Origin of the sequence: Ursidibacter maritimus (assembly GCF_009761395.1) — a bacterium.
Classification (GTDB): Bacteria; Pseudomonadota; Gammaproteobacteria; order Enterobacterales; family Pasteurellaceae; genus Ursidibacter; species Ursidibacter maritimus.
Genome location: NZ_LEKN01000001.1, coordinates 260,458 through 273,366, shown reverse-complemented (window position 1 = coordinate 273,366; position 12,909 = coordinate 260,458). Strand labels below are relative to the sequence as shown.

13 protein-coding genes are annotated in these 12,909 nt (G+C 39.5%); 10 read left to right on the top strand and 3 right to left on the bottom strand.

Features of this window, described 5'->3' with window-relative positions:
* The first annotated feature begins 60 nt into the window (after positions 1-60).
* The 8 genes from dnaK (at position 61) to rraA (ending at position 7,740) form a co-directional block, all read left to right on the top strand.
* The gene (gene dnaK, locus A1D26_RS01320) at positions 61-1,962 is read left to right on the top strand and encodes a molecular chaperone DnaK (RefSeq protein ID WP_157402313.1); all 1,902 of its coding nucleotides are present in this window, start codon (positions 61-63) and stop codon (positions 1,960-1,962) included.
* 70 nt (positions 1,963-2,032) lie between these two features.
* Positions 2,033-2,530 carry a hypothetical protein gene (locus tag A1D26_RS01315; RefSeq protein ID WP_157402312.1) on the top strand — a complete coding sequence of 166 codons (498 nt, stop codon included), beginning with the start codon at positions 2,033-2,035 and terminating at the stop codon, positions 2,528-2,530.
* 191 nt (positions 2,531-2,721) lie between these two features.
* Entirely contained in the window at positions 2,722-3,093 is a 372-nt protein-coding gene (locus tag A1D26_RS01310) for an AraC family transcriptional regulator (RefSeq protein ID WP_157402311.1), read from the top strand.
* Between the two features lie 83 nt (positions 3,094-3,176).
* Complete coding sequence (gene dnaJ / locus A1D26_RS01305; protein ID WP_157402310.1) at positions 3,177-4,319, top strand: molecular chaperone DnaJ; 1,143 nt, start codon at positions 3,177-3,179, stop codon at positions 4,317-4,319.
* Positions 4,320-4,448: 129 nt separating this feature from the next.
* Positions 4,449-5,339, top strand: a complete 891-nt coding sequence (gene ygfZ, locus A1D26_RS01300; protein WP_157402309.1) for a CAF17-like 4Fe-4S cluster assembly/insertion protein YgfZ — start codon at positions 4,449-4,451, stop codon at positions 5,337-5,339.
* On the top strand, positions 5,336-5,929 hold the full coding sequence (rnhB, locus tag A1D26_RS01295; RefSeq protein WP_157402308.1) for a ribonuclease HII: 594 nt from the start codon (positions 5,336-5,338) through the stop codon (positions 5,927-5,929). Before ygfZ ends, rnhB begins: the two co-directional genes overlap by 4 nt.
* Positions 5,926-7,176 (top strand): paraquat-inducible protein A, encoded by a 1,251-nt coding sequence (locus tag A1D26_RS01290; RefSeq protein WP_157402307.1) that lies wholly within the window; start codon positions 5,926-5,928, stop codon positions 7,174-7,176. Before rnhB ends, A1D26_RS01290 begins: the two co-directional genes overlap by 4 nt.
* A 66-nt stretch (positions 7,177-7,242) precedes the next feature.
* Entirely contained in the window at positions 7,243-7,740 is a 498-nt protein-coding gene (rraA, locus tag A1D26_RS01285; protein WP_157402306.1) for a ribonuclease E activity regulator RraA, read from the top strand.
* A gap of 262 nt (positions 7,741-8,002) precedes the next feature.
* Here the strand turns inward: rraA and A1D26_RS01280 are convergent, their stop codons facing one another.
* Positions 8,003-8,332 carry a MazG nucleotide pyrophosphohydrolase domain-containing protein gene (locus tag A1D26_RS01280; protein ID WP_157402305.1) on the bottom strand — a complete coding sequence of 110 codons (330 nt, stop codon included), beginning with the start codon at positions 8,330-8,332 and terminating at the stop codon, positions 8,003-8,005.
* A gap of 64 nt (positions 8,333-8,396) precedes the next feature.
* On the opposite strand from A1D26_RS01280, the gene A1D26_RS01275 reads away from it, so the two are divergent.
* On the top strand, positions 8,397-8,957 hold the full coding sequence (locus tag A1D26_RS01275) for an LOG family protein (RefSeq protein WP_157402304.1): 561 nt from the start codon (positions 8,397-8,399) through the stop codon (positions 8,955-8,957).
* A gap of 119 nt (positions 8,958-9,076) precedes the next feature.
* On the opposite strand, the gene A1D26_RS01270 is transcribed toward A1D26_RS01275, so the two are convergent.
* Complete coding sequence (locus tag A1D26_RS01270; protein ID WP_157402303.1) at positions 9,077-10,156, bottom strand: calcium:proton antiporter; 1,080 nt, start codon at positions 10,154-10,156, stop codon at positions 9,077-9,079.
* Between the two features lie 21 nt (positions 10,157-10,177).
* Positions 10,178-11,476, bottom strand: coding sequence for an L-cysteine desulfidase family protein (locus A1D26_RS01265; protein WP_157402302.1), 1,299 nt, complete (start codon positions 11,474-11,476; stop codon positions 10,178-10,180).
* 265 nt (positions 11,477-11,741) lie between these two features.
* Here A1D26_RS01265 and carA point away from each other — a divergent pair, with 265 nt between their 5' ends.
* Positions 11,742-12,884, top strand: coding sequence for a glutamine-hydrolyzing carbamoyl-phosphate synthase small subunit (gene carA, locus A1D26_RS01260; RefSeq protein ID WP_157402301.1), 1,143 nt, complete (start codon positions 11,742-11,744; stop codon positions 12,882-12,884).
* Positions 12,885-12,909 lie beyond the last annotated feature (25 nt).

Sequence of the window (12,909 nt, the reverse complement as noted above, 5' to 3'; positions counted from 1 at the left end):
AAGTAACCCTATTTTGTAGCTAACTTTAACGAACATACAAATTTATTTGGAGAATTAAAAATGGGAAAAATTATTGGTATTGACTTAGGTACAACCAACTCTTGTGTAGCCGTAATGGACGGCGATAAACCACGCGTGCTTGAAAATGCAGAAGGTGCACGCACAACACCATCAATTATTGCTTATACCGACAAAGAAACCCTAGTTGGTCAGCCTGCAAAACGTCAGGCAATCACAAATCCGAAAAATACCTTATTTGCAATCAAACGTTTAATCGGTCGTCGTTTTGAAGATGCTGAAGTACAACGTGATATTGAAATTATGCCATTTGAAATCAGCAAAGCTGACAATGGCGATGCGTGGGTAACGGTAAAAGGCGAAAAAATGGCACCGCCACAAATTTCTGCGGAAGTATTGAAAAAAATGAAGAAGACTGCGGAAGATTTCTTGGGCGAGTCAGTAACTGAAGCGGTAATTACAGTACCAGCATATTTTAACGATGCACAGCGTCAAGCAACTAAAGATGCAGGTCGTATCGCAGGTTTAGAAGTAAAACGTATTATAAACGAACCAACAGCAGCAGCATTAGCTTACGGTTTAGACTCTAAAAAAGAGAACCAAATCATCGCAGTTTACGACTTGGGTGGTGGTACATTCGACTTATCTATTATCGAAATTGATAACTTTGATGGCGAGCAAACCTTTGAAGTGCGTGCAACCAATGGTGATACTCACTTAGGTGGTGAAGACTTTGATAACCGTTTAATCAACTACTTAGTAGAAGAGTTCAAAAAAGAACAAGCTGTTGATTTACGCAACGACTCAATGGCAATGCAACGTGTGAAAGAAGCGGCAGAAAAAGCGAAAATTGAGCTTTCATCAGCACAATCTACGGAAGTAAACTTACCGTACATTACAGCGGATGCAACTGGCCCTAAACACTTGGTTTTAACCGTAACGCGTGCAAAATTAGAAGCGCTTGTTGAAGATTTAGTTGCTCGTTCATTAGAGCCAGTAAAAGTCGCATTAGCAGACGCAGGATTGTCAGTATCTGAAATCAATGATGTGATTTTAGTGGGTGGTCAAACTCGTATGCCATTAGTGCAACAAAAAGTGGCTGAATTCTTCGGTAAAGAACCACGTAAAGATGTAAACCCAGATGAAGCGGTTGCAATCGGTGCGGCTGTACAAGGTGGTGTTTTAGCGGGTGATGTAACAGACGTTCTTTTATTAGACGTAACACCGTTATCATTAGGTATTGAAACAATGGGTAGCGTAATGACAAAACTTATTGAGAAAAATACCACAATCCCAACGAAACATAGCCAAGTGTTCTCAACAGCGGAAGATAACCAAAGCGCAGTAACTATCCATGTATTACAAGGTGAACGTAAGCGTGCAAGTGATAACAAATCGCTAGGTCAATTTAACCTAGACGGTATCCAACCTGCACCACGCGGAATGCCACAAATTGAAGTAACGTTCGATATTGATGCAGACGGTATCTTACACGTGTCAGCGAAAGATAAGAACACAGGTAAAGAACAAAAAATCACCATCAAAGCCTCTTCTGGTTTAAGTGATGCTGAAGTTGAGCAAATGGTGCGTGATGCAGAAGCAAACGCAGAAGCAGACCGTAAATTTGAAGAGTTAGTCCAAACTCGTAACCAAGCTGACGCGATTGTTCACTCAACGCGTAAACAAATCACTGAAGCTGGTGATGCGTTAAATGCAGATGATAAAGCGAAGATCGAAGAAGCCGTTGCAGAGCTTGAGAAAGCAGCAAAAGGCGAAGATAAAGCAGACATTGAAGCGAAAATCGAAGCTTTAGTGAAAGTGTCTGAGCCACTTATCCAAGCAGGTCAAGCACAAGCTCAACAAGGTCAGCAACAAGCCCAACAAAGCCACAAAGATGACAGCGTAGTGGATGCTGAGTTTGAAGAAGTGAAGGATAATAAGTAGTCTTTCTGTGTGAAAATGTAGGGGCGTATTGCATACGCCCTTTTAACGTATAAAATTTGGAGGAAATATTATGGTTGTAAAAGATATTCTAAAAAATATTTCTTTATGGATAAAACGTAATTTAATAGCTACTGTATTAGTTGGCATTATTATTCCAGTAGGGCTTTTTGTATATGAATACAATGATAGTAAAAATAAAGACTATTTATTAGAACTTGATAGTGCTAGAAAAGAAGTTGACAAAATACAAAATACAAATGCTTGGTTAATAAAATGTTTAACTAAAGATTCTTATCCTGAGAAAATCTGTATTAGCCATTTGTCATACAATAAATACGATAGTAAAGAAAAATATATAGCTCAAATAAAGAGAGTATTTGTTGCAAATAAAAACATACTTAGCGATCTTTTTAAATATGAAAAGAGAGAAAATATTTATATCATATTAGAGAAATTACTTACTGAAAGTGATATCAATAAATTTAGTTTATTATTAGATGAGTTTAATACTGAACTGGATTTGTTACAAGAATTTATAGCTACTGAATACCACAAAAAGACAAAGTAATTTTTATAGAATTTATACTTTATCATTTCTGCAATTGAAATCCCCCTATAGCGCCCCTTTTTAACGGGTGCTGAAATGTATAAAAGGCACTCGTGTGGACACGAGCGCCATCAGGGATATTTGGTAGCCTAGACTTAAACTCGTACTTAACAAGCGGTTAGATTTCACCAAAACTTTGCAAAGAAACCGAAATGAAACTTTACCCAATCATCACAAAAACATTAGACAACACAGCAATTAGCCAAGATTTTCAACAACTTTGGCAATCGGTTGAATTACCTAAAAATAGTCAGTGTTATGGAGTTTATTTCAACTATACCGAACAAGGTTATGATTTTGCGATTGCAACAGAAACACCAAATCAAAATATGCCAATTATGATTGAAGATTTAACTTGGTATGAAAAATTTAGTACTAAAGTTGAGTTACTTGGCGAAACGTGGGAAAGCATCAATCGCAAAGGAAAACAAGGTTTGTTAAGACGTGCCTTTACGGTTGATTTTGAACAGTATCAGCCAGATGGAAAGGTTGATGTGTTTGTCTCGATTGTGGCACATTGTTAAAAAGCTCTCTCTTTGCTAAAGAGGGGAAATATTACAAGCGGTCAAATTCCAGCAAATTTTTACAAATTTAAAACGGAAGATTTATGTCAAAACGTGATTATTATGAAGTCCTTGGATTAAGCAAAGGGGCAAGTGAGCAAGAGATCAAACGTGCTTATAAGCGTTTGGCGGCGAAACATCACCCTGATAAAAACCAAGGCAGTAAAGAAGCAGAAGAAAAATTTAAAGAGATCAAAGAAGCCTACGAAGTGTTAGGCGACAGCGAAAAACGTGCAATGTACGACCAATACGGTCATCAAGCCTTTGAGCAAGGTGGATTTGGCGGAGGCGGTGGCTTCGGCGGATTTGGTGGTGGCGGTTTCGGTGGCTTTGAAGATATTTTCAGCGAAATGTTTGGCGGTGGTTTTGGTGGCGGACGTGGTCGTCAGCGTGTTGTGCGTGGCGATGACTTACAATACAACCTTGAAATCACTCTTGAAGAAGCCGTTCGTGGCGTGAAAAAAGATATTCGTATTCAAACACTTGCGGAATGTGATACTTGCCACGGTAGCGGTGCAGAATCTGGCAGTAAAGTTGATACTTGCCCAAGCTGTCACGGTTCAGGACGCATTCGCCGTCAGCAAGGTTTCTTTATGACAGAACAAGCCTGTCCAACTTGCCACGGTACAGGTAAAAAAATAGAGAAACCTTGTAAATCGTGTCACGGTGATGGACGTGTGCATAAGACCAAAAATCTCTCTGTTACTATTCCACCAGGTGTTGATACTGGCAATCAATTACGCTTATCAGGCGAAGGGGCTGCTGGGGAAAATGGCGCACCAGCTGGCGATTTATATGTGGTTATCCACGTTAAAGAACACGATATTTTTGTGCGTGATGGCTCAAATCTCTATTGCGAAGTACCGATTAGTTTCACAATGGCTGCATTAGGTGGCGAGATCGAAGTACCAACCCTAGATGGCAGAGTGAAATTAAAAATCCCAGCTGAAACGCAAACAGGCAAACTTTTCCGAGTGCGTGGCAAAGGCGTGTCTTCTCCAAGAGGTGGCTATGCAGGAGATTTAATCTGCAAAGTTATTATTGAAACGCCAGTTTCACTCAATGAAGATCAGAAAGAATTACTGCGTAAATTAGAAGAAAGTTTAGAAGGAACCGGTAAAAATCGTCCGAAACATCAAGGTTTTTTTGATGGCGTGAAAAATTTCTTCGATAACTTAGGTAAATAGTAAGTTAAATAACAGAGAACGGTAGGGAAACCTACCGTTTTTTATGAATATCAAAACCAACAATATTTGTTGTCTATTTAAAATCGTTGTATGATTTCCGTCAAATTCTCGCAAAACAAAGAGCAAAATATGAGCGAAACATTTTCTTTAATTACCACATTCCAACCTGATTTATGCGTCAAGCTTGAACAATATCGCATTATTGATATTGAAGGTGCAGACGCTGAAAAATATTTACAAGGTCAATTAACTTGCGATGTAACAAAACTTGCAGAAGGCGAACAAACCTTAACTTGCCATTGTGATCCTAGGGGTAAAATGAGTGCTCTGTTCCGCTTATTCCGTCAATCTGCAACAAAATTTGTGGCGATAATGCCAGTCGATTTGTTACCTGAAGCCTTGGTGCAATTAAAAAAATATGCTGTATTTTCTAAAGTGACTTTTACGGAAACAGGGGACGCGATTTATGGCACAACAAGCGGTGAGATTTTTGCAAAATTTCACGAAAATGTAACCGCTTGTCGCATATCAACTGAGCCTACTCGCTATCTGTTATGGGGTAATTTAACCTTAGAAACCACAGGGAAAGGTAGCGATTGGGATTTGCTTGATATTCAACAAGGTATTCCTTTATTGTATAAAGCAAATCAGTTTGAATTGATACCACAAGCCACAAATTTACAGCAACTTGATCAAGCAATTTCCTTTACAAAAGGCTGCTATATCGGGCAAGAAACAGTCGCAAGAGCAAAATATCGTGGGGCAAATAAACGAGCATTATTCACGTTAGTGGGTAATGTTCAAGGTGAAATCACGTTGCCAGAGGTTAGCTCAAGTGTTGAGATGCAAATTGAACAAAACTGGAAATCCACAGGCACAATTTTAGCCGTTCAGCAATATCAAGGGCAACTTTGGGTGCAAGTTGTAATGAATAAAGAGGTTGAAGCAGAAAGCGTATTCCGTCTTGGTAATGTAATGCTTTCAATCGCTCCGTTGCCATACTCTTTGGAAGAAAAATGATGAGTGATTTTGTCTATCCACAAGCGACACTTATTGCTGGTGTTGATGAAGTAGGGCGAGGACCTTTGGTTGGAGCGGTCGTTACTGCTGCGGTAATTCTCGACCCCAATAATCCTATTACAGGGTTAGCCGATTCTAAGAAATTATCTGAAAAACGCCGAATAGCCTTAGCCGAAGAAATTAAACAAAAAGCACGCTGTTGGTCATTAGGACGTGCGGAACCTGATGAAATCGACCAACTCAATATTTTGCACGCAACAATGTTAGCAATGCAACGGGCGGTAGCAGGATTGGCGATTCAGCCTGATTTTGTATTGGTTGATGGCAATCGTATTCCGAAATTAACAATGCCTGCTCAAGCGGTAGTAAAAGGCGATAGCTTGGTGGCTGAAATTAGTGCTGCATCTATTCTTGCGAAAGTAGCAAGAGATCTTGAAATGGCAGAACTCGACCAACGTTATCCGGAATATGGATTTGCTAAACACAAAGGTTACCCAACCAAATTGCATTTTGAAAAACTTGCGGAATTGGGCGCAACGCCTTTCCATCGTAAAAGTTTTGCTCCTGTTGCCAAAGCCCTAATGAAATGAAAAAAGAAGAACACTACTTACAACGTTGCTTAGAATGCGATACGGTTGTGAATATTGCAAAAGATCTGCATAATCAGACCGCTTGTTGCCCAAATTGTGATGAGGTCTTACAGTCAGGCAATCGCTGGGGATTAAGACGTTGTACGATTATTGCCCTTTCTATTTTGATTTTATTACCCTTTGCACTATGGTTTCCATTGATGAGCATTGACCTATTAGGTGTGCCGATTGACGCTTCGGTTTGGGGTGGAGTATGGAAGATGGCAACTGCAGGTTTCCCTTACACTGCTTTTATGATTTTAATTTGCTCGGTCATAATGCCTATCTCTTTTGCATTATTAGTGATTTCCTTGCGTTTACAACGTTTATTAGGCTATCGTCCTCGATACACTCTGATTTTTCTCAAAAAAGCAAAACAGTGGGTGATGCTTGATGTTTATTTAGTGGCTCTAGCGGTTGCCGCTTTCAAGGTACGTGAATATGCCCCGCTTTCTTTTGATATTTATTTGCTTCCTTTTGTATTAACCACCATTCTGACGATTTTGTTGTTTATCAAAATTGATCCGAACCGATTGTGGAATGAGTTTTACCCTGAATATCATTCGCTTTCCCCCGATTACCCATCACAGCCAACACTTTGCCCTGAATGTGATTACACTTTCGATGAAAATATTGTCGATAAAAAAGGGCGACAACGTTGCCCACGTTGTGAAACCAACTTGGCAATTCCTGATAGTGCTAAATTACAACGTGTTTGGGCAACCCTTGTTGCTGGGGTGATTATGATGATCCCTGCGAATATTTTACCGATCTCATCAACGGAATTTGCAGGCTCAACTTCCGCAGACTCACTAATGAGCGGAGTGTTACTCTTTATCTCAATGGGAAGCTATACGGTGGCCGCAATCGTATTTATTGCGAGTATTGCTGTGCCGTTTAGCAAAGTAGGTGTGATTTTATATTTATTACTTGCTATCCATTTTCGTTGGAAACACCCAATCCATTGGCAGATGAAATTGTTACATTATGTCCATTTTGTTGGACGTTGGTCTATGTTGGATTTATTCGTGTTAGCACTGATGATGTCATTGGTAGAACGTGGGCAAATTATTAGCTTCTCAGTGGGCGATGCAGCGTTCTATTTCGGTGCCGCGGTCTTTTTAACGATGATCTCTTCATCTAATTTAGATGCAAGAATGTTATGGCGAATCCACCGAGAACATCAAGATACAAAAACAAGCGGTTAGATTTGCTCAATTTTTTGCAAAGGTTTATACTTCAACCCCGATATTCATAATAAAAAGGAGGACGCTATGCGTGTCGATACCTCTCAACTCTGTGATATTTATTCCGATCAAGTCGATGTAGTCGAACCTATTTTTTCGAGCTTCGGAGGAAATTCTACCTTTCACGGAAAAATTACCACAGTAAAATGTTTTGAAAGTAATGGCTTGATTGCCGAAGTTTTAGAGGAAGACGGACAAGGCAGAGTTTTATTAATTGATGGTGGTGGTGCAGTTCGCCGAGCATTGATTGATGCGGAATTGGCTCAACTTGCCGTAGATAACGGCTGGGAAGGCATTATTGTTAATGGTGCTGTACGCCAAATTGATGTGTTAGAAAGCTTAGATATTGGTATTCAAGCGCTGGCACCGATTCCAGTGGGGGCAGAAGATACGTCTGTTGGTGAAATTGATACCCCAGTCAATTTTGGTGGCGTCACATTCCTACCTGAAGATTATGTCTATGCTGACCTTACAGGCATTATTCTTTCACCAGAATTGTTAGATTTTGAAGAGATGACAGAATAGTCTTTAGTCATAAGATAGTAGAGAATAAAGGACGCTTGTTAAGCGTTCTTACAGACCATAGCGCAAAAGTGGATTTATTTTTAGCGGCTGAAATAGATTAGCTCTAAATTTCACTGTATTATCCCAATGTTTTGAGTGCATTTTAGGCATCCAAACATTAGACTGCCAAAAGGATGAATTTAGGCAGAAAAGAATTTAAGCTCAAATTAATCTGACAGACACTGTGATTTTAAACATGGGCTGTCAGATTGAGTTTGAACATTTATAACTTAACATCATCCACATAACGTTTAATAAATTTTGCTTGATGCTTTTGCATCACTTCTTCAATCGAAATATTGTACTTATCCGCCAAAATAAATAAGTTGTCAAATACATCACCAAGTTCTTCAATCAGATTTTCACGTTTTTGTGTTTGATCTTGTTCAATCTGATCTGGACGCTCACGTCCAATTTCAATGGCTCGTACAGCACACGCGACTTCCCCGACTTCTTCAGATAAATAAGCCAAACGTCTAAAAACATCGTGACGATACCAATTTTGTTGTTGATAGAACTCACTCACCCATTGTTGATACTCTGAAAACTGCATTTGGTTTACCTTAAAAGTTTGTTATGATTTCGGTACACTTTACTGAAAATAGGAAGAAAAAGAAATGAATATTACCGTTTATTGTGGGGCAAGTCTTGGTAATAACTCAAAACATCAACAAGCTACTATCCAATTAGGGCAATGGATTGCTCAAAACGGGCATACTCTCATTTATGGTGGCGGAAATGCAGGACTAATGGGTTTAATTGCCAACACTGTCTTAGAAAACGGAGGTAAAGTAATCGGCATTATGCCAACCTTTTTACAAGAACGAGAACTTGCTCATACAGGCTTAACAGAAATGATCAGCGTTGATTCAATGTCTGTACGTAAACAAAAAATGATTGAACTTGGAGACGTCTATATTGCTCTACCCGGTGGTCCAGGAACTTTAGAAGAAATCAGCGAGGTGATTTCGTGGGCAAGAATCGGGCAAAATAATAACCCTTGTATCCTATTTAACAGCGACAATTACTACCAACATCTTCAACAATTTTTTTATAAGATGGTCGAGCAAGGCTTTTTAACCGCAACCGACCGCCAAAAAACACTATTCTCCGATGATTTGAATGAAATCACCCATTTTATTGCCCATTATACGCCACCTGAAGTTAGGCGTTATTAATTGGTAATTAACACTGTTTTATAAAAAATCTGCACCTTAATCAGTTAGCTATTTTCGAACTTTTGGGATGCAGATCATATTTCTTATAAAATTAGGTCGCTTTTAAATTTACTGAATAATTAAGGCACAATCACTGTGAAAACGTATGCGGCTAAATTTACTAATAACACGATACCGTAGAGCATATTAGAACGTCCGTGGTTGAGTGAAACCATTACCACAAAGGTGGATAATGCAAGTAAAACCATTGATTTCCAGTCTAAGCCTAAAACCATATTGATGTCGTACATTAGACATACAATAACAACCGATGGAATGGTTAAACCGATACTAGCTAATGCCGAACCTAATGCTAAGTTTACGCTCGTTTGAAGACGGTTACGGCTGGCAGCAGTTAAAGCAGCTAACCCTTCTGGCATTAGCACTACCGCAGCAATAATAACCCCAACTAGTGCAAGTGGTGCACCTGCACTTACTACCATACTCTCAATTGTTGGTGATAATGCTTTTGCAAGTAAGACAACTATGCCTAAACAAACGACTAACAGCAACAAGCTGATTAACGCTACTTTGGTCGATGGTGGTTCGGCGTGATGCTCTGGGTTATCATCATCCGCTAAGAAATAATCACGATGACGAACGGTTTGCACCATAATAAATGCTCCATAAAGCACTAACGATGCGAACGCAACAAAGACTAACTGTGATGGGCTATATGTTGGGCCTTCGGTTGTGGTGGTAAAGTTCGGCAAAATTAGGGTAAACGCTAAAATTGAAATAAGCGTAACTAATGCCGTACTAACAGATTTTTTACTAAAAAATTGTTCGTGGTGTTTAAGTCCACCAATCAATAAACAGCCACCTAAAATACCATTTAAGATCAGCATAATTGCTGCAAATACGGTATCTCGTGCAAGATATGCTGCGTTATCACCGCCTGCGATCATGAGCGATACAATAAGTGCCACTTCAATGACAGTAATCGCTAAGGCTAAAATAATGGTACCGAATGGCTCTCCCACTTTGTGAGCCACTACTTCAGCGTGGTGAACGGCAGAAAGAACACTACCAATTAACAATGCACCGCCACCAATTTGTAGCCATAAACTATCTTTTACCCCAACAAAATAAATAACCCACGCCAAAATAGGTAAAATAACTGACCATAACGGTAAAGGAGAATGTGTGTTGTTTGCCATAAAACCTCTCTGTTATTAAAATTAGCAATCTTGATCTTTTGTGCTCATTATTTCAATGATCTGCCTATCCATATGCACCATACTTTTCGTAGCAATCGCACAAAGATTATTGATTGATTTATCTACGCTATGCTCCACAATACCTTCATTGCCTGTTACTCGGCTATTATCTAACGCCATTAGTACCGCTTTATAAGCAGATGAAACACCCGTAGAAACTTTCATTGCACAGCTATTTGCTGCACCATCACATAACACACCGCTAATATCACCAATCATACTACAAATCGCCATACTAATGGCATTAAAACGTCCACCTAGTAAATATGCCATTCCCGCCGCACTTCCCATTGCAGCGGTTGTCACCGCACACAATGCGGAGAGTTTTGGTAATTTACTGTGGATATAAATTGCAATTGTATGTGATAGAAATAATGCTCTGATCAGTTGTTCATCATTTGCATTAACAAAGCGAGCAACAATGACCGATGGCATTGTGGCAGCAATTCCTTGATTGCCTGAGCCTGAATTACTCATCGCAGGGAGTAACGCACCTCCCATTCGAGCATCTGATGCGGCTGTCGTTTCAATTACGATTCGATTAAGTAAGTCATTTGAAAGTAACCCAAGTTCAATCTGTTTTCTTAACGTCCTACCAATATGTAAGCCATACTCTTTCTCTAAACCTTCTTTAGACAAGGCACTATTGAGCTTGGCTGCCTCAGCAATAAACGCAATTTCCTCAAGGGGAGTTTGCATTGCAAAGTCATAAATATCTTGTGCAGTAAGTTGTTCAAAAAATTGATAGTCATCGACTACCTCAAGCACTTCTGCTTGCTTTTGAAATAAAATCTCGCCATTTTTCTCAATCAGTACAACATTCGTATGAGAATCTTGAATACAGACTTTAACCCAACCTTGTTCACCTAATACAAGAGCTTCGGAATAAAGGGGAAAATCCACATTGGCAATATCAACTCTGACTTGATTGGCATTAAGCATTGCTTTTGCGAGTTCGACATCTTTTGGTTGAATATTTTTCAACACTTCCAATCCTGCATTAGCATCGCCTGCAATCGCACCTACTGCGGCGGCTATCGGCAATCCCACCATACCTGTTCCAGGCACAGTTACCCCCATCCCATTCTTCATTAAGTTTGGGGAAACTTTTGCTTGAATCTGCAATAAATCTGAACCTAAATATGAGACTGCAATAGCAGATGCCAACGCGAGCGAAATTGGTTCAGTACAGCCTAATGCTGGGGCTACATCTCGTTTTACAATTGCGATCAACTGATCGCCAAATTCTATCTTTTTCATCCAACTCTCAACTTTTGTAAAAAACGCAACATTCTAACCGCTTGTATCTCTTGATAAAAATAAAATTTGAGATTAGTTGTTTACACTTGCATAAAAATGCAATTTGTGTGAATTAAAAATAAAATTTGTGCTTATATTGGCACTTTTCAAAAGTTTAACTTGAATGCAATCGTTTGCTCTATTAAACTTAGTCGCCTACTTCTAGCAAAGGTTAATGGCGACTCGAAAGTACCAACCAACAGACTTTATTATTAGGAGTAAAATAATGTCGAAACCAGCAATTCTTGTTCTTGCAGATGGTTCAGTTTTTCACGGAAAATCCATTGGTTATGATGGCTTCACTATTGGTGAAGTGGTCTTTAATACTGCAATGACAGGTTATCAAGAAATTCTTACCGATCCTTCTTATCATCATCAAATTGTTACTTTAACGTATCCCCATATAGGTAACACCGGGGCAAATGATGAGGACACAGAATCCCGTTCCGTTTATGCCGCAGGTTTAATTATTCGTGATCTTCCTCTTTTACACAGCAACTTCCGCTCTAATATTTCCCTCCAAGATTACCTTATAAAAAATAAAACTGTTGCGATTGCTGATATTGATACTCGTCGTTTAACGCGTATCCTGCGTGATAAAGGTGCTCAAGCAGGCTGTATTTATGTGGGTACAGATGAAGCCAAAGCTTTGGAATTAGCAAAAAGCTTCGGCTCAATGGCAGGTCAAGATCTTGCTCAACGCGTAACGTGCAACGAGCTTTATCAATGGACGGAAGGTGAATGGCATTTACCTGTATCAAATAATGGCAAAGCTTACGAAACACAAAATCAACCTGAATTTCACGTCGTTGCCTACGATTTTGGGGTAAAACATAACATTTTAAGAATGTTAGCAGAACGTGGTTGCCGCTTAACCGTAGTACCAGCAAAAACATCAGCAGAGGCGGTATTAGCGTTAAATCCAGATGGTATTTTCTTATCCAATGGGCCAGGCGACCCAGAACCTTGTGATTATGCAATTTCCGCTATTCAAAAATTATTAGCCACGAAAAAACCAATTTTTGGCATCTGTTTAGGGCATCAGCTACTAGGTTTAGCCGCAGGCGGTAAAACCAAAAAAATGACATTCGGACACCACGGTGCCAACCACCCAGTACAAGATCTCGATAGCCAAAAAGTGCTAATTACGAGCCAAAACCACGGTTTTGAAGTGGATGAAGCTAGCCTACCAGCAAATGTACGAGTGACTCACCGATCTTTATTTGATGGAACCGTACAAGGTATTGAATTAACTGATCAATCAGCATTTTCATTCCAAGGGCATCCAGAAGCCAGCCCAGGCCCAAATGATGTTGCCTACTTATTTGACCGTTTTATCACTGAATTGAGAAAGGCGAAAACAGCTTAGTAGCTGATAGACATTTGGAGTAGAA

Bases quoted from the DNA above. Each gene is read 5' to 3' on its own strand.
- A1D26_RS01270 (WP_157402303.1), bottom strand. From the start codon at position 10,156: ATGGCAAACAACACACATTCTCCTTTACCGTTATGGTCAGTTATTTTA.
- rraA (WP_157402306.1), top strand. From the start codon at position 7,243: ATGCGTGTCGATACCTCTCAACTCTGTGATATTTATTCCGATCAAGTC.
- dnaK (WP_157402313.1), top strand. From the start codon at position 61: ATGGGAAAAATTATTGGTATTGACTTAGGTACAACCAACTCTTGTGTA.
- dnaJ (WP_157402310.1), top strand. From the start codon at position 3,177: ATGTCAAAACGTGATTATTATGAAGTCCTTGGATTAAGCAAAGGGGCA.
- A1D26_RS01275 (WP_157402304.1), top strand. From the start codon at position 8,397: ATGAATATTACCGTTTATTGTGGGGCAAGTCTTGGTAATAACTCAAAA.
- ygfZ (WP_157402309.1), top strand. From the start codon at position 4,449: ATGAGCGAAACATTTTCTTTAATTACCACATTCCAACCTGATTTATGC.
- A1D26_RS01310 (WP_157402311.1), top strand. From the start codon at position 2,722: ATGAAACTTTACCCAATCATCACAAAAACATTAGACAACACAGCAATT.
- A1D26_RS01265 (WP_157402302.1), bottom strand. From the start codon at position 11,476: ATGAAAAAGATAGAATTTGGCGATCAGTTGATCGCAATTGTAAAACGA.
- rnhB (WP_157402308.1), top strand. From the start codon at position 5,336: ATGATGAGTGATTTTGTCTATCCACAAGCGACACTTATTGCTGGTGTT.
- A1D26_RS01290 (WP_157402307.1), top strand. From the start codon at position 5,926: ATGAAAAAAGAAGAACACTACTTACAACGTTGCTTAGAATGCGATACG.
- A1D26_RS01315 (WP_157402312.1), top strand. From the start codon at position 2,033: ATGGTTGTAAAAGATATTCTAAAAAATATTTCTTTATGGATAAAACGT.
- carA (WP_157402301.1), top strand. From the start codon at position 11,742: ATGTCGAAACCAGCAATTCTTGTTCTTGCAGATGGTTCAGTTTTTCAC.
- A1D26_RS01280 (WP_157402305.1), bottom strand. From the start codon at position 8,332: ATGCAGTTTTCAGAGTATCAACAATGGGTGAGTGAGTTCTATCAACAA.